The sequence below is a fragment of the Rhodococcus sp. EPR-134 genome, from assembly GCF_001647205.1.
Lineage (GTDB): Bacteria > Actinomycetota > Actinomycetes > Mycobacteriales > Mycobacteriaceae > Rhodococcus_F > Rhodococcus_F qingshengii.
In genome coordinates this window covers 1-24,270 of sequence record NZ_LVCT01000355.1, presented here as the reverse complement: position 1 = coordinate 24,270, position 24,270 = coordinate 1, and the positions used below count along the sequence as shown (strand labels likewise).

The following is a 24,270-nucleotide window of genomic DNA, read 5'->3' as shown; positions in this document are numbered from 1 at the left end:
TTCCCTACCTGGGCAAGTACATGTTCCACGCCCACAAAACCGAATTCGCAGATCTGGGCTGGATGGGATTCTTCGAGGTGACCGAATGACCGGCACCCCTGATCCTCCCTCTCCGACGAGCACTCATGAGAATTCCCTTGGCGCTGCGGGTTCCGCGCAGACAGGGTCCGCTCAAAGCGACGCATCGCGCACCGGCCTTTGGCTCCGAGGCGCCGCAGTGCTCGCGATCATCGTCATCGCCCTGACTGCGCTGGCAATGCTCGCAGGACAAAGTCTCCCCGAACGCACCGGCCCACCGATCGAGAACATCTCCGTCGAACGAACTGCCCTCGAACCAGGCCGAATCACGTTGACGCTACGCAACACCGGCCCCGACGCGGTGACCGTCGCGCAAGTTGCCGTGAACGACACATTCGTCGATTTGGTAGGAGCTGCAGATCCCATCGGCAGACTCGAGTCCCAGACGATCACCCTCGACTACCCGTGGATCACCGGACAGCCGTACCTCGTCTCGATGCTCACCTCCACAGGGTTGGTCATCGAACACGAAATTCCCGCTGCCGTAGCAACTCCCGCCCCGGGAGTGGCGTTCTTCGGCTTGATGGCTCTCTTGGGCACATACGTCGGAGTCATCCCGGTCCTGCTCGGGATGCTCTTGCTGCCTGTGATGCGGGGCGCCGGCGTCAGGGCAGTCAGATTCGTGCTGGCCGTCACGGTCGGTCTGCTCGCCTTTTTGATCTTCGACGGCACGAGCGAGGGGTTCAAACTGGCAGCAGCCTCGAGCGGAGCCTTCGGCGGCGGCACTCTCGTCGTTCTCGGCGCGGCGATCGCCTTCCTGACGCTCACGTGCATCGACCGATACCTGCGCGGAAGACGCCCAGCCGGTACGACAGGCGCATCCGAACTCAGACTGGCACTGATGATTTCCATCGGCATCGGATTGCACAATCTCGGAGAAGGCCTCGCGATCGGATCCGCGTATGCGGTAGGTGAGCTTGCGCTCGGCGCGTTCCTCGTTATCGGATTCACCCTGCACAACACAACAGAGGGGCTCGCGATCATCGCACCGTTGGCTCGGCGACGCACCCCCCTGCTGACCTTGTTGGGGTTGGGATTGATCGCGGGTGCGCCGGCAATCCTCGGTGCTGTTATCGGGGCGGGCGTCGACAACCGTGAAGTATCTGCGTTGCTGCTCGGAGTCGGCGTCGGGGCAATCATTCAAGTCGTCATCCAAATTGCACCGTCCCTGCGCACACAAGGCCGCTCGGACCTGGATCCGATGGTCCTCGTCGGCGTCGGCGTCGGAATACTCCTGATGTTTCTCACTGGTTTGGTGGTCCCCGCATGAGCACGATCGATCCATCCGACATCAAGGTCGGGCGCCGAACGGTCCTCCTCACAGCCTGCGCAACAACTTGTCTCGCCGTCGCCGGATGTAGCACCCAGAACAACAGCAAGGCACCCGGCGTAACCCTGGGCAGTGCCGAGGTTCCGATATCAGCGGTTCCTGTCGGCGGCGGAGTCATTCTGGCGGACGAGCAAGTCGTGATAACCCAGCCGCAGGAAGGCGTGTTCCAAGCCTTCTCTGCGGTATGTACCCACCAGGGATGCGTAGTCTCCGAGGTCAGCGATGGAACGATCAACTGCCCATGTCATGGCAGCCGATACTCCATCGTCGATGGCTCGGTCGTGCAAAGACCTGCTCAGAAGTCCCTAAACAGTTACCCCCTTTCTCTCACTGGGGACACGATCATCGTCAACTAACCGGAGAACGGCACTTCCGAACTGGAACAGCCATCTGCGAAGGTTGTCACGGAGCAGTGCGTTCGGCGGCGCCGAGGAAGTGAGAGATGTGTACTCTGCGCAACCCGAGTTTTCGGCGTACGGCCTATCGCATTGGGCCGTCATCGCTCTGTTTGTCGTGGGTTCTGTGTTTCTGATCTGGGCGGGACGTAGACAGACCGAGGTGCAAGCTCGCCACCTCAGCCGCGTCCTCGGCGGAATACTGGCGGTGATATACGGCTCGGCGGTGCTCTACTCGCTGTCCTCGCCCACGCTAGGAGGATCCGTACCCTTACAACTCACCGATCTCGCGACAGTGTCCGCGATCTACGCATTGTGGTCGCACCGACATTGGCCGTTCGCCCTCACCTACTACTGGGGGCTTGTATTGAGTACGCAGGCGTTGATTTCACCGGCTCTGGCCGGGCCAGACTTCCCCGGTTACGAGTTTCTTGCCTTCTGGGCGATTCACCTGTTTGTCGTCTGGGCCGCGATCTATCTCACGTGGGGCCGGAGAATGCGACCTACATGGCGCAGCTACCGCCTCGCGGTGCTGGTCACGCTCACATGGGCGATAGTCACTTTCATCTTCAATCGCGTCGCCGATACCAACTACGGCTTTCTCAACGCCAAACCTTCCACCGCATCGCTGCTGGATCTGATGGGTCCGTGGCCGGTGTATCTGTTTTCTGGGATGACCATCGTATTCGTCATCTGGGCTCTGATGACGTGGCCGTGGGAGAGAGACGGGAGTCTCGACAAGGATGCCGCGGATCAACCTATGGGCTAGCCCGCCCTCGCTCGACCTTCGCACCCCTGACACTGGACTGCTTTCACAACAACAATCTGCACAGAGTCCCGCCCAACAGAACTGCCAGGCAGCCCAGTGGCAGGCCAACGAGAGCGGCAGATGTGATTGCTCAACCGGTCTGTGGATCCGGTGGGCGGCGCACGCTCCGATCGGCGACTCGCGGCGCCTCGGAGTTTCACCCACGCGAGTTCGTCGGCACGTGCTTGATCCCATCGTCGACACCTATAACGAGAGTCGTCTGTCGACATACCGCATATTATTCACTATTTCCTGTATTCATAATTTTCTGTATTATGGTTGATATGGATACCTTGCTGCATCGGGACGCACTGTCAAGATTCGGATACGCCCTCTCGGACTCGACGAGAACCCAGGTACTGCTCAGCCTGCGGGAGACCCCGGGGTATCCGTCGGACCTCGCCGACCAGATCGGGGTCTCGCGTCAGATTCTCTCGAATCACCTCGCTTGCCTGCGCGGATGCGGACTCGTCGTCGCCGTCCCCGAGGGCCGCCGAACGCGCTACGAGCTGGCCGATCCACGGATCGGGGACACCCTCGGCCAGCTGATGGACCTCGTCCTCGCCGTCGACCCCACTCTGTGCCCGAAATCGGATGCCGAAGGCTGCTGCTGACCGTGTCACGAATAGGGAGAACCGCCATGTCTACGCCGACCACCGCAGTTCGCGCACTGTACGAGCGTGAAATGTCCTCCGCGCACTGTCAATGGCCACGAAGTTCTCCCCGTAGGCGGCCAGTAGTTCTCCCCGCTGGTGGCCACGGGTTCTCCCCGGTGGCGGCCAGTTGTTTTTCCCCACCCGCTTTCTGATTTGGGTTAGCTGAAGGGCTTCACCCCCTTGCCGGTGGTGGCTTCGGTGAGGCGGAAGGAGTCGCCGTCGGTGACGACGACGTGCGCATGGTGCAGGAGCCGGTCAACGGTGGCGGTGGCCAATGTTTTGGGCATGATCTCGTCGAAGCCGGAGGGGTGCAGGTTGCTCGAGACGGCAATCGCTCGGCGTTCGTAGGCAGCGTCGACGAGGCGATAGAATCCTTCGGCGGCGTCTTCAGAGACCGGGAGCAGACCGATGTCGTCGACGATGATCAGGTCGGAGCGGATGATCCTCGTCAGGGCTCGGGCGATGGAGTCGTCGGCACGGTGCCGGCGGACCAGGGCACCGAGGTCTTCGATGGTGAACCAAGACACCGCCAGCCCAGCTTCGACTGCGGCCTGCCCGAGTGCCTCGGTGAAGTGAGACTTGCCAGTTCCCGAAGGCCCGCAGACGCAGAAACATTCACGCCGCCCGACCCACTCCAGGGTGCGGAGCGCGTCCTGGGTGGCGCGGGGAATCGACGATTTCGTTTCGTCCCAGTCGCCGAAGGTCTTGCCGGTAGGGAAACCCGCGCGTTTGCGGCGAGTGTGCAGGTTCGCCCGGTCCCGGCCGGCGGCTTCCTCAGCGAGGAGAACCCGCACGACTTCGGCGGGGTCCCAGCGTTGGGCTTTCGCGGTCGGGATGATATCGCTCAAGGACCTGCGGATATGGGGCAGTTTCAGGCGTTTAGTCAGGTCGATCGCCTCGGCCAACGGGTCGCCGTTAGCGCTGGTAACAGTGCGCAAAGGGGTGCTCATCAGGCGTCATCGCTTTCATCGTCAGTAGTGGCTGGGCTGGCCGGCGCTGGTGTCTGGCCGAAGGTGGACCAGGCGGCGGTGCCCGGTTGCAGAGTGTGGTTCTCGCTGCGACGGACCGGATCAGCGTGTTCGTGGGTGACTTGGTAGTCGAGGATCGAGATCAGGTCCCGATCGGCGAACCGGCCGGTCATCGCCGCCGTCCCCAACGCTCTGTCGACTGCGTCCGGGGAGTGCAGCTTCGAAAGGTCCACGGCCTCGGCCATCTTCGCCCTGATGCGGCGCGCTCCCGCGGCGGCAGCCTCGACCAGCCAGCTGTTGGCACCCTGGCCCAACTGTAGGAAGGCGAGCTCGGCGGCGGTACGAGGCTTGGGCACCCGGTCGGCGGCGTCGCGGTCTGGGCGGGGTGGGTAGTGGTCGTTGTCGAGGACCGGTGAACCGGGTTGGCCGCGGCGGTGCCGCGCGACTTCGACTGCACCGCCATCATTGTCGACGGCGGTCACGATCAGCTCCTCACCATGGAAGCGGGCCCAGACCCGAGTGTCGATCAACGTGTGCGGCACCGAATACCGCACCCCTTCCACCTAGATCGTCGACTCCCAGTTCACCCGCCGGGTGGTGCCGAACACCGCGGTGAACGGAGATTTCGGCAGCGGATGCAGCCGCTGCAACTCTTCGGCCAGCCGCTCGACCGGCCGCCGCCGAGTAGAGCTGTGGACGCGGGTGTTGACGTCGGTGCAGAACTGCCGGCAAGCCGACTCGAGCTCACCGAAAGAGTGATACTGCTCGCGCAGGTTCACCTCCTTCGGCAACAGGTCGGCTTTGGCGATCCGCACCGTCGCCTCACTTTCTCCCTTCGACTCCGGATCAGCAGGTAAACACGTCCGCAGCGTCGTGCCGTAATGCCGTGCCACCTCCACGATCTCCGGATTGCGGACCGCGATCCCGGCCACGTGATCGATCGTCGCGGTCTTCTCGTTGTCGGTGAGGACATAGACCGGAACCCCGCCCAAGCGGCGGAATGTCGCATCCAAACACGCCGCCACCGTCGGCAATGTCTTGTCCCAGATCGGGATCACCACCCGAAATCGCGACCACGCCAACCATGTGCAGAACAACGTCGTCTTCCGGCCGGAAATCGTTGGCCCGTCACCGAAGTCGTACTGTAACCACAGCCCAGGTTCGGTTACCCACGGCCGATACACTCGCCGCCGACCAGCCCGACACTGGGCCTTCGCCTCCGCGACCGTCCGGCGCGTGGTCCGCTCACCGCCGGTGAACCCGAGCGCGACGATCCGTTCGTGGATGACATCCGCGCGGACCTTGCCCTGCGAGCGGACCACCAACTCCTCGATCTTCGGCAGAAAGTCGTCGATCGCCCGCGCTCGATGCCGCCGGCGGTCCGGCGGCTGCCCCGCAGCGCGCATCTGCACATACCGGGCCACCGTGTGGTGATCACACCCAGCCAGCTCCGCCGCCGCCCGATAACTACCCGTGAGGTCGTACGCCTCCAAAATTTCCATGATCTCCCTGCTCGATTTCATCCACCCAGCGTTGCCGGGACCGAATCTGACTCACAGCAGGTGGGGAACTATCTGGCCGTACGCGGGGAGAAACCATGGCCACAAAATGCGCCATAAATGGCCGCCAGTGGGGAGCTTACGATGGCCGTCGACAGCGGGCCATGCACGCCGCGGGGGGGCAGCGCGCACCGGCGATACTACGCCGCGCCGCAGGTCCCATGGCCGGGGGTGAACGTCTGACCGGCAATGGCGTCGGGGTGAGGCGCGTGAGTCACTGCACCTGGACTGGCTGTTTGAGAAAGCGTGTGGTCGCGGAATGCGCAATCACCGCTGACGAAAGATGCGTTCGGGCCGCATCAGGAGCTTTTCCTTGTCGCGAAGGTGCTCTGCCATCTCGACGACGAGCCCTGTGGATGCGTCAGAAAGCTCGACTACGCGAAGCAACAGACGCCGCAACGATGCGTTTGTCAGTCCTGCGAGCAGGGTCGAATCCGGGACGCCCGGTTCGTTGGCGGGAGGGAAGAAGAACTCTTCGTCCACGTTGAAGAAGTCGGCGAGCAACGAGACCAACTCCGCCGACGGATTGGTGCGGATGCCTCCGCGTAATTGAGAAATATGGGCCCACGAGAGGCTGTGGCCCCGGGCAATGACGGCATCAGCAAGCTGAGCTTGGGTGATCGGTCGACCCGATCGGGCCGAGGACTCGAACAACATATTCAGCCCAGACATCGCAGGACGAGGCTGACGTTCACTATCGGCAGAACTGCCGGGGTTAGCCGCACCGGGCCGTTGTCGTGCCGGCCCCGCCGCGAGCCAGCCACGTCGTCGGTAGCCTAAACCCCTGGGCTGGCCATGTGCTTAGTCGATGAGGGACTGCCCACATCACCAGCCCCTCAAAACCTCAGATATGTCCACTCACCTGATTACCAACTCGCCTTCACGAGAATGCCGATACAAGAGCAGGCTCACCCGTGGGAAGCACTACCGATGCAGGACGTACGGCGGGCCATAATTTACCCGGAGCTCGTTGCGGAACTTACCCGGCTCGAACGCAGAACCAGCGCAGCCGGCTCGACGAAATCAGATGGACATCGTCTACGACGCGCTCGACTGTCGACAATCTGTGTGCGTTTGTAGCGCCAAAGATGGCGGTAGCCGGTTGAGGCCGAGCTTGTGGGGATGCGCCAGACACCCGACGGGCTGCTGGTGACGTCGTGGTAGCGCGAGGTACATCGAGATTCTTTGTGGCCCGAAGTGGTACTGCTGGCGAAGCTAGAGGATCTTCTCGATCGCCTGCGGGTCGGTTTTGGTGGGCTGATGGTGCGGCAAGCTCGTCCGGTCGTTCAGCCCCTTCCACTCCTTCTCGTCGAACCGTCTCCGCCACACGTAGCAGCACTGCCGACTGGTGCCGTAGTAGCACGGCCGGCTGATGCCGTAGTAGCGGCAGGTAGCGGCGACGTTGCCACTGACTTCGCCGACGTGACGCAGCACAGCGAGTTCGTGTTTTGCTCGACGTTCGAGCCCTCGTGGTGGCGTGGGAATCTCTCTCTCATCGGAAGACCCAACTGTCAATGACCTCCATCAGTTTTAGATTTAGTCGAGACCTCCAGACTCGAAGTGGGTGTGCGCGGAACCGGGGTGTCTCGCGCCTCATCGGGCGAGACTGGGCGAAGCGATGCACCGCGCATACCGGGGGTAGCGGTAGGTGCCGTTCACGGGCTGTGACCGTGGCGGTTACATCATTAGACCTGGCGGTGCGGGTACGTCTCCTGCGGTCTGATCTGCCGTGTCTACCGGATTTTTTCACCACGCTGCGGAGAGAGGTTGTTCATCGGGTCCGTGTCCGGGTATTGACGTAGTCGAGGTCCCCTCCGTAGTAGTCGAGCACACGGTGATCCATGATGCGTCGCCAGACGGGCGGTATCCAGGCGCACACGATCATCACCGCGTAGCCGGCCGGCAGTTGCGGTGCGGTGGGGGCACTGCGCAACGACTGGTACCGCAGGCGCGGATTCGCGTGATGGTCACTGTGACGTTGCAGTTGATACAAGAACAGGTTGGAGACGAGGTGATCACTGTTCCAACTGTCTTCGGGGCGGGCCTTGATGAAACGTCCGTCCTCGCGGCGAGCCCGCAGGAGCCCGTAATGTTCCAGGTAGTTCGCGGCCTCGAGGAATGAGATCCCCGCGAATGCTTGCAGCAGTAGCCACGGGAAGATCTGCCATCCGAACACCGCGATCAATATCGCGAACATGCCGACGCTGAACGCCCATGCCTGCACAATGTTGTTCCCGCCGCTCCATACCGGTTTCCCCCGGCGGCGCAGGCGCGCTGTTTCGATCCGCCATCCCGATCGCAGTCCTCCCAGCACGCTGCGAGGGAGGAACATCCAAAACGATTCCCCGAACCGGGCACTGGCCGGGTCCTGCGGCGTCGCCACTCGGAGGTGGTGACCGTGATTGTGCTCGACGTAGAAGTGCCCGTACAACGATTGGGCCAGGACCATTTTCGCCAACCACCGCTCGACGCGCTCGCTCTTGTGGCCGAGTTCGTGGGCGGCGTTGATTCCGACCCCTGCGACGACCCCGACGGTCATCGCGAGAGCGATTTTCTCTCCCGTCGCCATCGGGGCATGAACCCAGCACCAGCATGCGAACACCAATCCCGCGTACTGCAACGGGAGATACAGGTACGTGCACCACCGGTAGTACCGATCTTCCTGCAACGCTGCGATAGCGCGTTCGGGCGGGCTGTGACCGTCGTGGCCGACGATCAGGTCGACGATCGGGATGACGAGCACCAGAATCCATGCTCCGGTGGCCCAGAACAGTCCCAGGTGAAGGTGCTCGACAAGCAGCCAGGACAGAAACGGGCTCAGCGGGATCAGCAATCCCAACGGCCACCAGTACCGCTTTCGGTCCCTCCACTGCGGAGGTGTCGGCGCCGCGGAGTCCTCACCGTCGACGGGTGTCATCGAGATGGCCCGAACGTGGATAGATGTGTCATCGAGATGGTCCGAACGTGGATAGATGAAACAAAATCGTCGCTCTCTGATCGTTAGTTCAACATACGACCTGTGTATCCGATTTCGGTGCAGGAAGTTACACACCTCAGACAAGGTGCGTGGCAAGGTCCGGCCCGGAGTTGCTCACCCCTCCTCGTTCGTGGCGCAGTTACCGCGACCAGTCCACGAATTGCGAGCTCACCCAATACCGGCGGTGAGGTCCGAACGGTGTCGATGGCACGGTCGAGGCTGCGAGTAGACAGAAAGGGGGAACATTGACCAGCCGAATGGCTGCGCCAGTGGCGACTTGAAAGGGAGTGTGCGCAAAGCTGCCGGTCCCCCGAGCGCCTCCTCGGCCAGGGCGGTCGTCAGCGAGTCCGTGGGCGTGGTGTGCGAGGTGATGAGTCGGTCTGGTCGCTGTCGAGGACTGTCAAGAGAATCATCCAGCTAGTGCGGCGTGGGATAAATAATTAGACAGTTGGATTTGCGATACTTGCTTGTATGCGAGTTGCGCCTTTGGTTTTACGGGACGGGGATCTCGATCGTGTGACGGCATTGATGCGGTCCAGATCGGTGCGGGCCGGTATCGCGCAACGTGCTCGGATCATCGTGCTCGCATCCGAAGGCGAATCGAACACGCGGATCGCGGAATTGGTGGGCGTGACCCGACAGACCGTGATCACCTGGCGGGCACGCTACGACGAAGCCGGGATGAACGGACTGGTCGACGAGCCGCGCTCGGGGCGGCCACGCATGATCGATCACCGCCAGATCGTGTCGGAAACGTTGATGCCGCCGCCGAAGAAGCTCGGCGTCACCCATTGGAGGACACGTTTGCTGGCAAATCGATTGAAGATCAGCAACAGCACTGTCGCGGAAGCATGGCGCGAGTACGGTGTGCAGCCTTGGCGCAGTGAGACATTCAAGTTTTCTACCGATCCGGAGTTGGTTGCGAAGGTCACCGACATCGTCGGCTTGTACTTGGAGCCGCCGGAGAACGCGATCGTGCTCTGCGTGGACGAGAAATCGCAGATCCAAGCCTTGGATCGGACGGCGCCGACGTTGCCGATGCAGATCGGGATCCCCGAACGGCAGACTCACGACTACGTCCGTAATGGCACGACCACCTTGTTCGCGGCATTGGAGATCGCGACCGGACAGGTGACCGGGATCTGCCGGCCCCGGCACCGCCACCAGGAGTTTCTCGTGTTCCTCAAACATGTGGCGCGGGCGTACCCGAAGCAGGAACTGCATTTGGTGATGGACAACTACGCCACACACAAAAAGCAGGAAGTGCGGGAATGGCTGGCGTCGAACCCGCGAATCCACGTCCATTTCACCCCTACCTCGGCGTCGTGGATGAACCTCGTCGAAGTGTGGTTCGGCATCATCGAACGCCAAGCCATCCACCGCGGCACCTTCCGCAATGTTCGCGAGCTCACCGCCAAGATTCGGGACTTCATCAACGGGTGGAACCCACGAGCGCAGCCATTCATCTGGACGAAAACCGCCGAGCAGATACTCGCGAAAGCCGACCGTCGAAAAACTTCAAGAACACCGCACTAGCCGCCGAATCGGACATTTTTCGCGATTTTCCGAGCCCCGACCGAAACGCTTTCCGGGACTTCTCCTCGTACTCGTCTATCGGAGTTGATTAGACCATGCCGTTGTCGATGGTTGACAAAATTATCCGACTTTCCCTGATGTCTTTCCCACATCCTCTTGGTGTGGGACAATTTTACCCGGCACTTTCAACGTACAACGTCGAACAGCCCTTCTCGCTTGGCGACTTTCGAGACGCAGTCAGTTATTACTTCGACGAGAATCCATTCTTTTCGAAGTGCTATCTGATCGAGCGACAATTCGAGAGTCCGGAAGAATTCCCGATCTCGTCCTTTCAAGAGATCGTGTTCGACGAGTACCCCAATTACTACGACGGCTTCCTGTTGATGTCCGTCACCTACAAGTCGAACCCCGATATTCAGGGCATTTTTACAGTCTTTCCCATGTCGATGCACGACGGCTACAGGTGTTTCCGCTTCCATCAAGCGTTGATGGCCACGATGATGGCGGGCAAGGACCATTTCCGCATTGCAGAGTCGATAGCCGAAATTCAGTTACAGACCGCTGACCTGGACCAATATCTCCCGGCGAGGAAGCCGTTCATTGATGATGATGAATCCTCGCGAATCATGCCCTGGAAGCTTCGAGAGACCGTCGAACCGGCCCGCAAGATCGGTGCACATCTCGACATGGTCAAAGCAGAATTTCTCAACCGCGCCAGTGAAAACCTTATGGTAATGAAGAACGCCTCGTATGCGTCGAGCCTCCTCTTCGGAAATCATCTCCTGTTCCTGTTCGTTCCGCGCGAGGTCGTTTCTCGCTGCAGTGGAGATCAGATTCGCGACTACTACAAGGAGCTGGCAGTCGAAGCTGAGAAAGCAGTGGCACAGTTGGAAACCCCAGAGGACTTTGCAAGAGCAGGGGCGGCGTGGTTGCCAGGATTTGCTGCGTACCCCCGTCGATTCGGCGTCAACAACTACGGCGACGTCTCACAATATGACGGGTCGGACTCCGGTTCGGAAAGCGGAATCCTCGTGCAGTATCAGTGGCACATGCCATACATGATCTCGGGTGCAGCGGCCACCGAAGGGTCGGGAATGCACATGACCATCACCATCAACGATAAGGCGTTCAATTTCCTAACAGAGCGGCGGTAAGAACGATGAAGCCGTCACATCGTCTTGTAAGTAAGAATTGCCTCTCGTAGCTGATGGACACGTTGCTCAGAGCGAGAACCCTCGTGCAGGGGTCGACGATGCTGACCGAGCGTGCACTGGGATCGTTTTAGGACGCTAACTCGAAATACCCTCGACGGCAGCTGGTAATTCCGTCGCGTCCTTGTCGGAGTGTGAACAGATTCTGCGTGCAGGGTGAGCTGTGATGTCAATACCCTAACTCGGGAGTAGCCATGAAGATGGTCAAATTTTTTGCCAGGATATACCTGCGGAAGACAGAACTTGAAGCATACAAAAAGTTCTACATGGCACTCCAAGGAGTGGACCGCCCACATCACGAATTTTACTACGAGGCGTTTAGGCTCGACCTGGTAGCGATCGGAAACATTATGCTGATCGCGGGAGATAAAGCCGATACTGAACAGTTCGAGGCTACCAAGTTAACCTGGGTGGTGGAGGAACTGGACGCTGTGCGCGCATATTTGATCCAGGCTGGGGTCAAGATTATTAACGATGTCAAGGCGGTTCCTTCAGGACACAACATGCGGGCCATGCTTCCGGATGGAACAATCGCCGAATACGTCGAACATAACGATGACTTCAAGCAGATGATGGCTGGAAACGCCTACGACTGAAAACCCGGATCGATCACGCTAATCCCTTCGATGCGATGGTGAGCGCCGACCCTTGGCGGTGCTTCAGTATCACTGCCCAGCCATCCATCCCGCGCACTCGCCGATAAGTCGCTGGTAGAGCCGAGCCGCCGTTGAATAGGACCCCACACATGACCACCGCAGCCAGCCTCGACTCGTGGCATCCCATTTTGGACGACCAGCGCACGATCAGCGTGAGCCCGCTGCGCTCGCCCGCCGAGGTCCGCCAAGTAAACCCGCTGACCAACGCGCTCGCAGACACTGTCCGCCTAGGTCGCAAGGCCACCGTCGACGCGCTGAATGGTGACCACGACCGTCTCATGGTGATCGTCGGCCCGTGCTCAGTTCACGACCCGGTGGCCGCGCTTGAGTACGCCCGCAAGCTCGCCGAGAAGGCCGCCGAGCTGGGCGATTGGCTGCACTTGGTGATGCGCGTGTATTTCGAGAAGCCCCGCACCACACTTGGTTGGAAGGGTCTGATCAACGACCCGCATCTGGACGGCTCGTTCGATGTGAACACCGGCCTCGGCCTCGGCCGCAAGGTTCTGGTCGAGATCACCGCGCTCGGTCTGCCCGTCGCGTGTGAATTCCTCGACCCGATCACCCCGCAATACATCGCTGACCTGGTCTCCTATGGCGCGATCGGGGCGCGAACAGCCGCCAGCCAGGTCCACCGGCAGCTCTCAAGTGGACTGTCGATGCCAGTCGGGATCAAGAACGGCACCGACGGTGACGTGCAGGTCGCGGTTGACGGTGTGCACGCCGCCGCCGCCAGCCACGTCTTCCCCGGCACCGACCTCGACGGCCGCTCCGCGCTGATTCGAACCTCCGGCAACCCTGACTGCCATGTCATCCTGCGCGGCGGCAGCAACGGCACCAACTATGACGAGGCCTCGGTCGCCGAGGCGAAGGCGCGCTTGGAAAAGTCATCGCTGGCCCCGCGTGTCGTCGTCGACGCCAGCCACGGAAACAGCAACAAAGACCACAACCGGCAGGTTGACGTAGTCGACGACATCGCCACCCGCATCGCCGCGGGTGAGCGAGGGGTGGTCGGCCTGATGCTTGAGTCGTTCCTAGTCGCCGGTCGCCAGGACCTGACCCTGGGTAAGTCAGACAAGCTAGCCTACGGCCAATCGATCAGCGACGCCTGCATCGACTGGGCCACCACCGAAACCCAGCTCGATCGCCTCGCTGCGGCAGTCGAGGCTCGTCGCGGCCGACAACCGACGAGCCCGCCTACCATTGCGGCTGCGCATTCGGATCCAACGCCGAAGCTCAGCGACAAAACTCATTCTGGCCGAAGTGTTGTTGATCGAACGTCGATCTAACCAAACTGAGTGCATGGCAACGACATTCAGAGGCATACACTCGATTGTGACAGTTAGGGCTCAGTGACGACAGCAGCCGTGCAGAATTCACCGGCCCCCCACACCTGGATGTTCGCCGGAGCCCCAGGCAGGCCAGCACTCCGCCGGCCAGGAAGCTTGAATGAACACCACCGACACAGGGTTCGCAACGTAGTCCGGTAATGGCTACTGTCCTGCGGTAACTTATTGCCCAGCAGGATATTTGAGTGAACGGACGCGAACGATCAGTGAGCATGAAGCTCCTACAACCAACCTCGGAGCATTCGTGTCCGCGCAACAAATCTGCCCTGGTGCCGTCGATGCCACCGAGTCGGGCAGTCTTAGTCTGACCTTACGATGATCATCGAGTAAAGGAGAGTCGTGACCCAGGCTCGGGAAACACTAGGCGCCAAACTCAATGGAACACAACCACAGTCGAATGCGTCCCCGGGCGAAACCACTCACGAGTGGTTTCCTCGGCGCCATCACATGTTGCCGGTGATCCTGGTCGCGATGTTCATGGCGCAGTTCGACCTATATGTGGTCAATGTTGCATTGCCAGTCTTGCAGCATGATCTGAATGCGAGCGACGCGGCGCTGCAGTTGATCGTCAGCGGGTACGCATTTACCTACGCCGCCGGACTCATCACCGGCGGCCGGCTGGGCGACATCATCGGACACCGTCGAATGTTTGTCATTGGCATGGCAAGTTTCGGTGTCGCGTCGCTACTGTGCGGTGTGAGCACTTCAGGGGCCATGCTCGTTTGGTTCCGTCTCTTACAGGGCGTGACTGCGGCTGCGATGATGCCACAGGTACTGGCGTTGATCACCTCGTCCTTCCCGCCAGCCGAGCGGCCGAAGGCGCTGTCCTGGTTCGGGTTCACAATCGGAGTAGGCGCGGTTGCCGGGCAGGTCATCGGCGGGATGCTTCTACAAGCGAATATCGCCGGTCTTGGGTGGCGAGTCATTTTCTTCGTCAACGTCCCAATCGCGATCGTCACGGTGGCGCTCGCACTGCGGAGCTTGCCGCTACACGAGAGCAGTAGGCGCGCTCGACTCGACATTCCGGGTGCCGTGGGTGTGACCGCCAGTCTGGGGCTGCTGCTGTTCCCGCTGATCGTCGGTCGTTCGCAGGGCTGGCCGTGGTGGTCTTGGGCGATGCTGATCGGGTCGGTCCCGGTTATGGTTGCCGCCCTCGCGTGGGAGCAGCGGCTCCAGCACTCCGGCGGAACACCAATCTTGTCGCTTCAACTGTTCGCCGAGAAGGCATTCAACCTCGGGTTGTTCCTCTCAGTCGTCCTGCTTTCTGCCTTCTTCAGCTTCATCTTCTGTGTGACCCTGGTTTTACAGGACGGGATCGGTCTGGACCCCTTACATGCCGGTTTGACGTTTGGGCCGCTTGGTATTGGCTTCGCTGCTGCATCCATCGTTGCCCGACCGTATGTACAGAAATACGGTGCAGGTGCCATAGTCGTCGGCACCGTACTCGTCATCGTCGCATTCGCGACGGTGATCGTTCTCGCTAGTGCACGGTTGGAGAGTCTGACCGCCGTGGAGCTTGCGATTCCGATGATGTTTGTCGGAATCGGGAACGGGATTGCGGTCCCGACAGTGACTGGGCAGGTGCTCGCCCGGATCCGCCCGACTTACGCGGGCGCGGCTTCCGGTGTCCTCACCACCGTCCAGCAGTTCTCCAGCACGATCGGAATCGCTGGCATCGGTGGCGTGTTCTTTGCCGTACTCGGTTCCCGAGGGCAACCCGCCGACTACGCGTCTTCGCTGGTTGCCTCCAGTATCTGCAGCCTTGTGCTCGTCGCGGTCGCGGCGCTGCTTTCGCTGTGGTTGGTGCGGGTCACACGTTCTGCAACGGTCTGAGGGCATTCCGTTCGGCCGCCGCGCTCGGTTCGATGTGCGAGTAGTCCGGAACTCACCGTTACGTTCGCCGGTCGACGGCAGCAGCGCATTAGAGGTTCATTCGGCGATAGTCTGCTGCAGATGGTCGATCTGAGTTCTTGCTTGGCCGACGGCCCGCACAGCCGGCAGTTGTCACTGCCGAGCTACTCGGGCGGCACACGGGCCTAAGAAGATCATGAACATAGTTCTGTCGTAAGACATGGTGTCACTCGACAACGGTACGGAAAATCTAGTTGTCGTACTGTTTGCCCAGCTCAGTGGATCTATCGCGAGCGGTCTCGATCGCCGCAAATAGGGCGGCACGGACTCCGTGATTTTCCAACTCACGAATTGCGCTGATCGTCGTCCCTGCGGGCGAAGTGACCGCTTCCCGCAAAATGATCGGATGCTCTCCCGACTCGTCGAGCATCTTCGCTGATCCCACAGCCGACTGAATGATCAGCTTTTTGGCGACTCCTCGCGGCAGACCGAGCAGGATGCCGGCGTCGATCATAGCCTCGACGAGGTAGAAAAAGTACGCCGGCCCTGACCCGGAAAGCGCCGTGACGGCGTCGAGTTGTGGCTCGGCTAGCTCTATAACTTCGCCGACGTACTCGAACATCGTCTTGACGGTGGCTACATGTTCGGCGGTGGCGTGCTGGCCGACGGCAACAACGCTCATCGCCTCGCCGACCATCATCAGGGTGTTCGGCATGACCCGGACGACTGGCACGTCGCCAAGGCGTCGTTCAAACAGCGCTGTCGGCAGGCCGGCGCACACGGTCACCACCAGTTTGTGGGCTGCCATCCCGGCGCTCAGCTCTTCGAGCATCGCGTCGATGTCTTGCGGTTTCACGGACACGACCAGCATGGCATGACCCCCGTGAAGTGACCCGCAAGTTATGAGAATCCTTCCGCCCTGATCAAGGGCATGAAAGGCTTCATCTCATGGCTGGACGCAAACGGCACACACCCGAACAGATCATCCGCAAACTGCGCCACGGCGACGAACTCGCCGCCACAGGCGCCGACGTCGAGGAAATCGCCCGACAACTCGACGTCTCGGTGCCGACGCTCTACAACTGGCGCAAGCAGTACGGCGGTATGAAAGCCGACGACGCCAAAGAGTTCAAGGAACTCAAGAACGAGAACGCCCTGCTCAAGAAGCTCCTCGCCGAAGCCGAGCTCGAAAAGGCTGCCCTCAAGGAGATTGCTCGGGGAAAATTCTGAGCCCGACCGCCAAACGAAACGCCGTGATGATGCTCCAGGAAACAATGGGGCTCTCGCAGCGTTTCGCCTGCAGAATCGTCGGGCAACCGCGATCGACCCAACGGAAAGAGCCTGCGAGAAACACCCCGGACGATCCGGATGCCGATCTGCGGAAGTGGTTGCGGGACTGGGCCAAAGTCAACCAGCGAAAAGGGTTCCGGCGGGCATGGGCGGACTTGCGTGCCGCGGGCTGGGTGATTAACAAGAAGAAGGTTCAGCGACTCTGGCGCGAGGAAGGACTGCGGGTGAACGTCCGCAAGATACGTAAACGGGCCGGCGCCTCGACTACTCCGATCACCGAGGCAGATGCACCGAAGGTTGTGTGGGCGATCGACTTTCAGTTCGACTCGACAACCGAGGGCCGGCAGTTCAAGATCGCGTCGATGGTCGACGAACACACCCGCCAGTCCGTACTGAACATTGTCGAGCGATCCATCCCGGCAGAGGACCTCGTCGCAGCGTTGAAGAAGGCGTTCGCGCTCTGGGGCGGCCCACCGCAGGTCCTGCGGTGCGACAACGGGCCCGAGTTCATCTCCGAGGCGCTGAGGACGTTCTGCGAGGATCAGGTCGGTATCGGCTACGTTCCACCTGGTCAGCCGTGGAAAAACGGCTACATCGAGTCCTTCAACAACCGTGTCCGTGACGAATGCCTGAACATGAACGAATTCCACAGCCTCCTCGAAGCTCGGGTGGTCATCGAGGACTGGAAGGAGGACTACAACAACCGGCACCGTCATTCATCGCTGGCGTATCGAACTCCAAATGAGTACGCTGCCAGCTGTATTCACACGCATTGATTCTCTGATAGCGAGTGGCTCACCAAATGGGGTCCTGCCAAGCACGTCCGCTTGATCGACGGCTACCCACGTCTCGACGGATTTCACGCCGTACTCGTCGGTCAGCTGCAGCGCACGGTCGGCGCGACGCGCAGTAAACAGGAGCTCTTCGGGCTTGTGCCCACCGCGCAGTAGACCCGCTATAAGGGCCTCCCCGATCTTTCCCGCGCCCAGTACCGCTATCACCATTCCATCGAGCGTGTATTCCGCTTCGACGAGACGCGGATCGTTACACCCCTCAGGGGATTCGGAACCTGTTGTCTTACTTCCGCTATCGAGATCTAGATCAGATGTGGTCATGTATGCCCTCTCGTCTGTTTCAGCTCCGCGCATCCAAGGTCCCGAAGCCATCTAGGTGTTGTGATGCTAGTTCGGCGAGTCCGCGGGCGATTGCTTCGCCTCCGGTGATCTCGCTGGTGAGGAGGTGATGAGTGTGCCGTGCGGGTCCGACACGGATTGCAGTTTTGAGGGGTCAGAACAGGGCGTTTTGCGCGTCGTGGGCTGCTGTGTCGGTGCGTTTCTCGTAGGCGGCCGCGAGGGTTTGCGCTGTTGCCTGGCTGCATCCCATTTCGATGCCGATGTCTTCCCAGCTGGCTCCCTGGTCGTGCAGTTGCCAGGCGTCGTGTTCGTCGTCGCTCATCATTGGCGTTCACCTTTCACTGAGGGTGTGTGGCGGAGTTTGCAGGCTGCGATGAGGTAGTGAAATGCCAACGCGATCAACCCTGTTCCGGCGAGTACCGCGAGGACGGGGCCGTCGGTGGTGCCGGTGATGGCGACGGTCAGGACGAATACTGCTAGCGCCAGGTAGAGGAGTCCGAGGGCGATGTTGGCGATGAAGTGTGTTGATCTGCCGCGGTGTTTCAGCTGCGACTGGGTGTCGGTCATGGTCGGCCTTCGCGGATGGCGGCGAGGCGTTGGGAGGCTGCGCGGCGTTCGCGGCCGATGCTGAGCAGGTGCTCGAACAGTTGGTCTTCGGGGAGTTCTTCGGCGGCTTGGGCGAGGGATCGTGCTGCTTCGCGGAATCCGCGCCGGTAGGCCTGGGTGAGGACTGCGGCGATGTTGTGCTCAAGTTCGACAAAGGGGACGCCGATGGTGGTGATGTCGGTGAGTGCTTTGGTGAGCTGTTTCCCGAGGTGCCCGCTGGTGCGGCCTTCCTGCTGCAAGGTGGTGAAGACGTGGGCACTGTTGTGAGGTTTGCCGGCCTCGACGAGTTCAGAGATGGCGGTGAACAGTGCCGCGTTCACAGGCCGGTAGAAGTCTGCGCTGGTCAAGGCTGCGACGGCACGTTTCGCGCTCTCGGCCGGCGCCCAGAGCAGCGAGCACAGGAGTTGAGCTTCGACGTCGAGGGCGGTGCTGTACTCGTCGATCTCGGCTTCGTTGTCGGTGAGGTCGTCGAAGTCAGGGGCGGTGGCCAGTGAGAGTGTCACGTCGGGGTCCTTGCTGTCGCCGGTGGGCATGGAAGGTCAGGGTCGCGGTGAGGTGAGTTGCCGGTGGCTGCGCAGGATCTCGGCGGCCGCGCGGAGGTTGCGGGCAGCCTCGGCGAGATGAGTTGCGATGTCCTGGTCATGGGCGGAAACATCTCCGGCGGTGTCCGTGCCGGGGGCGGTGTAGAGGGTGTGCAGTTCTTCGCGTGCATCACTGATTCCGGCGAGGGAGTCGTCGAGAGCTGCGAGCATGGTGCGGAGTTTGCGGTCGACGGATTCGCTGTCGCGGCGGAGCTCGGCGTCGAGTGCGCGGTCGACGAAGTCTGCGTCGGGAGTGAAGGTGAATGCTGCTGCGGTCATGGCGTCCTCGCTTCGCTGGTGAAAGTGCGTGGTCAGGCGGCCGTGACTGGTGGAGTGTCGGTATTCCAACCGTGCACTATTCGTTTACGCAGGTCCGCTTGGGTTTTCACTGATAAATCCATATCGTCGCCTCTCATCGGTGGTCCGGGCACAGGAGGGTGGGCATCAAATTCCACCCACTGGCAGTCAGCCACTGTTGAACAGGAACCGGGAGACCTTCGACTGCCGCGGCCTGCGCGAAGGTGTCGGCAAGAATTGGACCGTCACCGCATACGGCGCACGCGACGTCGAAAGCGGGTGGCTCGGGTTCGCAATGGCGACAGTGCGAACGGATGACGACCGCATTCGGATCGTCGACATCCGGATGGAGCCATGCAACGGCCAGGTCGCCCCGTTGATGAGCGGCTTCCGCTCGCGTACTCGGCTCGTAACCACACGTCGGGCAGGTGCGTGGCACTCGCACGTGCACAACAGAATTCACAGGAACGTCCCCGGGAGGATGCGCTGTGGAGGTCGAAGCTGACTTGTTCTTGTTGAGATGGCCGTACACAGTCGTGCGGGGCACGTTCAACATCGCCGCAATCTGCGCGACCGTATTCTCCCCCGCGTCGTACAGTCGCTGAGCGAGCGCGATTTGATCGTCGGTAAGCTTCGATGGGCGGCCGCCCTTTCTGCCGCGCGCCCGCGCAGCGGCCAAGCCGTCCCGAGTGTTCGCCACAATCAGCTCACGCTGAAGTTCCGCGAGTACCGACAGCATCCCGAACATCGCCCGGCCTTCCGCGGTCGATGTGTCGATTCCCTGCTCGAGGACCTTCAACTCGATCCCGCGCTCGCGCAGCTGCGCACCGAGGGTGATCAGATGCAGTACCGAGCGCCCCAATCTGTCGAGGCGAGTGATCACCAACGTGTCCCCACCCCGCAACCGCGCCAGAACGACATCGAGTTGCGGGCGTGAGGCTTTCGCACCGCCGGCATGATCGAGATGAATGTTCTCGACCTCGACGCCCGCCTGCGCCAACGCGTCGACTTGGTGAGCTGGATTCTGATCTGCACTCGAGACTCGTGCGTAACCGAACAACATCTGTCGACAATACTCAGAAGCAGGGTTATTCGACATAGTTTTACGACACGAGTTCCAGACAAGCATGGGCTGGGTGTACGTTGTGGCCCCTATTTGCTAAGTGGCGGTGTTCTGTGCAATAAGCAATCGAGTCGTCGAGAACACCGGCGGCGGCCATTCCTTTCCGGCCATACACACAGCGAAAACAAATAAGCCATACCGCAGCGTCCCCAGGCAGCTCCGAAACCTACGAGCAACAACGCGAAACCGCCCGCCAAAGAGGTTAAGGAAAACAAAGAGAAGGCTTTCCAGACGGAAGCGGAGTTCATTTCGGGGGACACCGAAGGTGGCCGGCCGCCGGGCAGGCGTTGCCCTCCGCCGACCGCATGGTCTTCGGTTCGGTACGACGTCTGCGGGGTGAAGGCGACGTAGCGTGGCGTCATGTCAGATATCACGATTTACACTGTCGGACACTCAACGCACCCGATCGACGAGTTCATTGATCTCTTGGAGACGTACGGGATCAGGAAATTGATCGACGTGCGTACCATCGCCAAGTCCCGGCACAATCCGCAGTTCGGTGAGGCTGCTTTGGCGGCGAGCGTGCGTGCGCGCAAGATCACGTACCGCCGTATGACGGCATTGGGCGGTTTGCGTCATGTACGCAAGGACAGCATCAACGGTGCCTGGCGGAACGCGTCGTTCCAGGGGTACGCGGACTACATGCAGACAGAAGAGTTTGCCGATGCGATCGACCTGCTCGTGGAGCGAGGACACAACAGCGATGCAGCGATCATGTGCGCGGAAGCTGTGCCGTGGCGATGCCATCGTTCGATGATCGGCGATGCGCTCGTGGTGCGCGGTGTCGTCGTGCTCGACATCATGACCAAGAAGTCGGCACCTCCGCATACGCTCACCTCGTTCGCGCGCGTTGACGGGTCGCGTGTGAGTTACCCGGCCTCGTCGGAGACGTCGCCTTGAGCGCACTGGGCTCAGTGGGTGAAGTGAGCCGAAGAGTTTCCGCAGACACGGAAACCCAACTACCCGACGGCATGATCCATTGTTAGTGATCGCGCGCTCGATCCGGCCAAGTCCCTGCGCGATCACGAACACGCGGTCATTCGCTATCACAGCGACCGTTGGTACAGGAGGTTCGTTGTCGACTCTCGCCGTGAGGTCGAAGAGGTACTGCAGTCGATCGCGGAGTACAGATACGTGTATCGAACGGACGCGTTCGTGCTTACCTTCTGGTCGTACCTCACCACTTGTGGATTAGTGCAACCCTGTCAGCAATGCGGAAGACGTCGTGTGCACAATGAATGAATGCCACGTTCAAGCCCCATTTCCGCTTGGAAGTCTCTTCGTGAGGGTAACGAGCGATTTATCAACGACGCGTCCATTCACCCGAGCCAGGGAATCGTCGACCGCGCGAAGCTGGTCAACGAACAGCATCCCACCGCGGTGCTGTTCGGTTGCGGTGATTCGCGCGTAGCCGCCGAGATCATCTTCGATCAGGGTCTCGGCGACATGTTCGTCGTGCGCACGGCAGGTCATGTGCTCGACGATTCGGTGCTCGGTTCGATCGAATACGCCATAGACGTGCTCGATGTGCCACTCATCGTCGTCCTCGGCCACGACAGTTGCGGCGCAGTGAAAGCCACTCTCGATGCCTTGGACAAGAACGCGGTGCCCGACGGTTTCATTCGTAGTGTGATCGAGCGCGTCACCCCCTCGATCCTGATGGGCCGTCGCGAGGGATTGTCGACGGTCGACGAACTCGAAGGCCATCATGTGGTGGAAACAGGGTCGTTGATTATGCAGAGGTCGCGGATCATCGCGGAAAAAGTGGACAAAGGCGCCTGCGCGATCGTCGGCGTCACCTACACATTGTCCGACGGGCATATGCGTCTTCGAGGCACGGTTGGAGACATAGGAGAAACCGTGCCAAATACTGGGGGGGCTCGACGCCCCGCTGCCCGCTGACTGAGGAACCTGTCAGCCGGCCTACCGACGCGGCTTCGAGCCTTCCACCCGAATTACGGTGATTTCCCGGTACGCCGACGACCTCGAACGCATCCGATAACGACGTCACTTCTATGCTTGCCTCGACCCCGGAGATGGGGGAATATGCCGGAACCATTGGCTGAGTTGCTCAGGGACATCCGACGGTGCACGCTCTGCGCGGACCACCTGCCGTGCGGACCGCGTCCCGTACTGCAAGCAGGCCCATCGGCTCGGCTGCGTGTGATCGGCCAGGCGCCCGGCCGCAAAGTCCATACGACGGGTGTTCCCTGGGACGATCCCTCAGGTGACCGCCTGCGCACTTGGCTCGGTCTGACGCCCACAGAGTTCTACGACCCGGACAAGGTAGCCGTCATGTCGATGGGCTTTTGCTATCCAGGCAAAGCCAGGTCGGGCGATAAACCACCGAGTTCCGAATGCGCATCTCATTGGCATGAGGCACTGAACGATCGTTTGCTCGACGTCCGACTCACGGTGTTGGTCGGTCAGTATGCGCAGGCACATTATCTACGTGGTCGGCGCAAGCCGACGCTGACCGAGACCGTCAAAGCAGCGAAGGATTACCTGCCGTTGGGGTACCTTCCCCTCCCACATCCTTCTCCGCGCAACCAGCCGTGGCTTGCCAAGAACCTGTGGTTCGAGAAGGACGTGTTGCCGATCGTCCAGACCGCAGTTCGTTCGCTCGCCCTGTGAAAGATCTCTTTTCTTCACGTAGAAGTTCAACGCGAAGCACGCACACACCTGTGTTCGTCAGTGATCAATTGACCGTCTACATCACCGAACCGATACCGGACGGACCTCTCGGACGCTGAGCTCACCCCGTTCACACGCCGCGCCGGCGCTACACGCTCTCGCGCCTTACACACTGCCCCCGGATGTGTCGCCAACTGCCATTTCACTGGAAGCATGCCGAGGCCGCGCAGCGAGGGGCCGTGTCTCATCCGACATACCAGATTTAAGACATGGTCCCGGGGAGGCAGATACCAGGGTGAAGAAGACTTATTCACATGGTGGACATGGCATTTCGTCAAAGGCGATTGCAGGACGGTTCTCGCCATCACGTCCGGTGGATCATCCATTCCACAACGCGTGTATGAGCTCGACCCGTCCGCCACGCATGGGCGTTCCTTCGTCGCGCAGTAGGGCGAGAGCACTATTGCCGTGACAGGTAGCGGGAGTGCCGTTGGCGTAGACCACGCGATGCCATTGGGTTTCGTCTGCCCAACGGGTCATGACCTGCCCGACTTGGCGAGGATGTCCGTTGACGAGGGTAGCGATCAGTCCGTATGTCATCACTCGGCCTGCCGGGATACCGTCGATGATGTCGAGGACGCGGCGAGCGAACGGAGAGGGTCCTTCTTCGGATACTTCGGTCAACAACTCAGACATTGAAATACTTTGCTTCCGGGTGGTGCAGGACAAAAGCGTCCGTGGACTGCTCGGGATGCAGCTGCAGCTCCTCGGACAATTCGACGCCGATTCGTTCGGGTTCGAGCAACGCCACCAACTTGGCTCGATCCTCGAGATCCGGGCACGCGCCGTATCCGAACGAATAACGAGCGCCCCGGTACTCGAGATCGAAGTAACCGGCAACCTCGGTCGGGTCCTGCTCCGCGACGGTATGCCCCTCGGGAAGCACAAGCTCTTCACGGACGCGTCGATGCCAGTACTCGGCCAGAGACTCCGTGAGCTGGACACCGATTCCGTGAACCTCGAGGTAATCACGGTACGAGTTCGACGCGAACAACTCGTTGGCGAAGTCCGCGATCGGCTGACCCATCGTCACCAACTGGAACGGAAGAACGTCCACCTGGCCGGTGGCCTCGGCGTCCTTGCGCGAGCGAACGAAGTCCGCGATGCACAGGAAACGGTCGCGATGCTGACGCGGGTAGGTGAACCGGAACCTTTCGGGTGCATCCGGTTTCGGT

General features: G+C 60.8%; 26 protein-coding genes and 4 pseudogenes. 15 read left to right on the top strand and 15 right to left on the bottom strand.

Annotated elements, in window-relative coordinates:
• From A2J01_RS36865 to A2J01_RS15835, 5 genes and pseudogenes are all read left to right on the top strand, one after another.
• Positions 1-89, top strand: a pseudogene (locus tag A2J01_RS36865) (multicopper oxidase domain-containing protein); the annotation flags it as partial.
• Positions 86-1,348: a ZIP family metal transporter gene (locus A2J01_RS15850; protein WP_021334393.1), complete on the top strand. Its 1,263-nt coding sequence runs from the start codon at positions 86-88 to the stop codon at positions 1,346-1,348. The pseudogene A2J01_RS36865 and the gene A2J01_RS15850, both read left to right, overlap by 4 nt.
• On the top strand, positions 1,345-1,764 hold the full coding sequence (locus A2J01_RS15845) for a QcrA and Rieske domain-containing protein (protein ID WP_047270587.1): 420 nt from the start codon (positions 1,345-1,347) through the stop codon (positions 1,762-1,764). Before A2J01_RS15850 ends, A2J01_RS15845 begins: the two co-directional genes overlap by 4 nt.
• An 88-nt stretch (positions 1,765-1,852) precedes the next feature.
• Entirely contained in the window at positions 1,853-2,572 is a 720-nt protein-coding gene (locus A2J01_RS15840) for a YwaF family protein (protein ID WP_047270644.1), read from the top strand.
• 323 nt (positions 2,573-2,895) lie between these two features.
• On the top strand, positions 2,896-3,225 hold the full coding sequence (locus tag A2J01_RS15835) for an ArsR/SmtB family transcription factor (RefSeq protein WP_030538015.1): 330 nt from the start codon (positions 2,896-2,898) through the stop codon (positions 3,223-3,225).
• A 200-nt stretch (positions 3,226-3,425) separates the two neighbouring features.
• Here the strand turns inward: A2J01_RS15835 and istB are convergent, their stop codons facing one another.
• From istB to A2J01_RS37460, 6 genes and pseudogenes are all read right to left on the bottom strand, one after another.
• Positions 3,426-4,217: an IS21-like element IS1415 family helper ATPase IstB gene (istB, locus tag A2J01_RS15830; protein WP_003944771.1), complete on the bottom strand. Its 792-nt coding sequence runs from the start codon at positions 4,215-4,217 to the stop codon at positions 3,426-3,428.
• Positions 4,217-5,758, bottom strand: a pseudogene (gene istA / locus A2J01_RS15825) (IS21-like element IS1415 family transposase). The gene istB and the pseudogene istA overlap by 1 nt, the downstream one beginning before the upstream one ends.
• A gap of 303 nt (positions 5,759-6,061) precedes the next feature.
• Positions 6,062-6,466, bottom strand: a complete 405-nt coding sequence (locus tag A2J01_RS15820; protein WP_064113078.1) for a helix-turn-helix domain-containing protein — start codon at positions 6,464-6,466, stop codon at positions 6,062-6,064.
• 543 nt (positions 6,467-7,009) lie between these two features.
• Entirely contained in the window at positions 7,010-7,228 is a 219-nt protein-coding gene (locus A2J01_RS15815) for a leucine zipper domain-containing protein (RefSeq protein WP_064113077.1), read from the bottom strand.
• Between the two features lie 337 nt (positions 7,229-7,565).
• On the bottom strand, positions 7,566-8,711 hold the full coding sequence (locus tag A2J01_RS15810) for an alkane 1-monooxygenase (RefSeq protein ID WP_064113076.1): 1,146 nt from the start codon (positions 8,709-8,711) through the stop codon (positions 7,566-7,568).
• Between the two features lie 83 nt (positions 8,712-8,794).
• Positions 8,795-9,152 (bottom strand): annotated as a pseudogene (locus A2J01_RS37460) (hypothetical protein); the annotation flags it as partial.
• A 90-nt stretch (positions 9,153-9,242) separates the two neighbouring features.
• Here A2J01_RS37460 and A2J01_RS15805 point away from each other — a divergent pair.
• The 5 genes from A2J01_RS15805 (at position 9,243) to A2J01_RS15785 (ending at position 15,353) form a co-directional block, all read left to right on the top strand.
• A complete protein-coding gene (locus tag A2J01_RS15805) occupies positions 9,243-10,307 on the top strand; it encodes an IS630 family transposase (RefSeq protein WP_064113075.1) in 1,065 nt (354 codons plus the stop codon).
• 107 nt (positions 10,308-10,414) lie between these two features.
• The gene (locus tag A2J01_RS15800; RefSeq protein WP_156519292.1) at positions 10,415-11,461 is read left to right on the top strand and encodes a hypothetical protein; all 1,047 of its coding nucleotides are present in this window, start codon (positions 10,415-10,417) and stop codon (positions 11,459-11,461) included.
• A 251-nt stretch (positions 11,462-11,712) separates the two neighbouring features.
• Positions 11,713-12,114 carry a VOC family protein gene (locus A2J01_RS15795; protein ID WP_064113073.1) on the top strand — a complete coding sequence of 134 codons (402 nt, stop codon included), beginning with the start codon at positions 11,713-11,715 and terminating at the stop codon, positions 12,112-12,114.
• Between the two features lie 149 nt (positions 12,115-12,263).
• A complete protein-coding gene (locus tag A2J01_RS15790) occupies positions 12,264-13,460 on the top strand; it encodes a 3-deoxy-7-phosphoheptulonate synthase (RefSeq protein ID WP_082900876.1) in 1,197 nt (398 codons plus the stop codon).
• 399 nt (positions 13,461-13,859) lie between these two features.
• On the top strand, positions 13,860-15,353 hold the full coding sequence (locus tag A2J01_RS15785; protein WP_156519291.1) for an MFS transporter: 1,494 nt from the start codon (positions 13,860-13,862) through the stop codon (positions 15,351-15,353).
• A gap of 268 nt (positions 15,354-15,621) precedes the next feature.
• Here A2J01_RS15785 and proC read toward each other — a convergent pair whose 3' ends face one another.
• Positions 15,622-16,242 (bottom strand): pyrroline-5-carboxylate reductase, encoded by a 621-nt coding sequence (gene proC, locus A2J01_RS15780; RefSeq protein ID WP_082900875.1) that lies wholly within the window; start codon positions 16,240-16,242, stop codon positions 15,622-15,624.
• A 77-nt stretch (positions 16,243-16,319) separates the two neighbouring features.
• Between proC and A2J01_RS36855 the strand changes: the two are divergent.
• Positions 16,320-16,487, top strand: a pseudogene (locus tag A2J01_RS36855) (transposase); the annotation flags it as partial.
• Positions 16,454-17,437, top strand: coding sequence for an IS3 family transposase (locus A2J01_RS15770; RefSeq protein WP_231915798.1), 984 nt, complete (start codon positions 16,454-16,456; stop codon positions 17,435-17,437). The pseudogene A2J01_RS36855 and the gene A2J01_RS15770, both read left to right, overlap by 34 nt.
• On the opposite strand, the gene A2J01_RS35155 is transcribed toward A2J01_RS15770, so the two are convergent.
• The 6 genes from A2J01_RS35155 to A2J01_RS15750 all read right to left on the bottom strand — a co-directional run bounded on the left by A2J01_RS35155 (position 17,378) and on the right by A2J01_RS15750 (position 20,341).
• Complete coding sequence (locus A2J01_RS35155) at positions 17,378-17,665, bottom strand: pyrroline-5-carboxylate reductase family protein (RefSeq protein ID WP_082900874.1); 288 nt, start codon at positions 17,663-17,665, stop codon at positions 17,378-17,380. The genes A2J01_RS15770 and A2J01_RS35155 overlap by 60 nt on opposite strands.
• A gap of 283 nt (positions 17,666-17,948) precedes the next feature.
• On the bottom strand, positions 17,949-18,119 hold the full coding sequence (locus A2J01_RS36430; protein WP_231915799.1) for a hypothetical protein: 171 nt from the start codon (positions 18,117-18,119) through the stop codon (positions 17,949-17,951).
• The gene (locus A2J01_RS15765; RefSeq protein WP_064113070.1) at positions 18,116-18,361 is read right to left on the bottom strand and encodes a hypothetical protein; all 246 of its coding nucleotides are present in this window, start codon (positions 18,359-18,361) and stop codon (positions 18,116-18,118) included. Before A2J01_RS15765 ends, A2J01_RS36430 begins: the two co-directional genes overlap by 4 nt.
• The gene (locus A2J01_RS15760) at positions 18,358-18,933 is read right to left on the bottom strand and encodes a DnaB-like helicase N-terminal domain-containing protein (RefSeq protein WP_064113069.1); all 576 of its coding nucleotides are present in this window, start codon (positions 18,931-18,933) and stop codon (positions 18,358-18,360) included. Before A2J01_RS15760 ends, A2J01_RS15765 begins: the two co-directional genes overlap by 4 nt.
• Positions 18,934-18,939: 6 nt before the next feature.
• Positions 18,940-19,260 carry a hypothetical protein gene (locus tag A2J01_RS15755; protein WP_021334485.1) on the bottom strand — a complete coding sequence of 107 codons (321 nt, stop codon included), beginning with the start codon at positions 19,258-19,260 and terminating at the stop codon, positions 18,940-18,942.
• 133 nt (positions 19,261-19,393) lie between these two features.
• On the bottom strand, positions 19,394-20,341 hold the full coding sequence (locus A2J01_RS15750; protein ID WP_024488102.1) for a recombinase family protein: 948 nt from the start codon (positions 20,339-20,341) through the stop codon (positions 19,394-19,396).
• Positions 20,342-20,761: 420 nt separating this feature from the next.
• Between A2J01_RS15750 and A2J01_RS15745 the strand changes: the two genes are divergently transcribed.
• The 3 genes from A2J01_RS15745 to A2J01_RS15735 all read left to right on the top strand — a co-directional run bounded on the left by A2J01_RS15745 (position 20,762) and on the right by A2J01_RS15735 (position 23,035).
• Complete coding sequence (locus A2J01_RS15745; RefSeq protein ID WP_024488101.1) at positions 20,762-21,301, top strand: DUF488 domain-containing protein; 540 nt, start codon at positions 20,762-20,764, stop codon at positions 21,299-21,301.
• A 342-nt stretch (positions 21,302-21,643) separates the two neighbouring features.
• Entirely contained in the window at positions 21,644-22,303 is a 660-nt protein-coding gene (locus A2J01_RS15740; RefSeq protein ID WP_024488100.1) for a carbonic anhydrase, read from the top strand.
• A gap of 144 nt (positions 22,304-22,447) precedes the next feature.
• Positions 22,448-23,035 carry a uracil-DNA glycosylase family protein gene (locus A2J01_RS15735; protein WP_064113068.1) on the top strand — a complete coding sequence of 196 codons (588 nt, stop codon included), beginning with the start codon at positions 22,448-22,450 and terminating at the stop codon, positions 23,033-23,035.
• A gap of 378 nt (positions 23,036-23,413) precedes the next feature.
• Here the strand turns inward: A2J01_RS15735 and A2J01_RS15730 are convergent, their stop codons facing one another.
• Both A2J01_RS15730 and A2J01_RS15725 read right to left on the bottom strand, forming a co-directional pair.
• Positions 23,414-23,731, bottom strand: coding sequence for an MGMT family protein (locus A2J01_RS15730; protein WP_044480964.1), 318 nt, complete (start codon positions 23,729-23,731; stop codon positions 23,414-23,416).
• Positions 23,724-24,270, bottom strand: a 547-nt coding sequence (locus A2J01_RS15725; protein WP_331715323.1) for a vitamin B12 dependent-methionine synthase activation domain-containing protein, incomplete at its 5' end; no start/stop codon positions are given. The genes A2J01_RS15730 and A2J01_RS15725, both read right to left, overlap by 8 nt.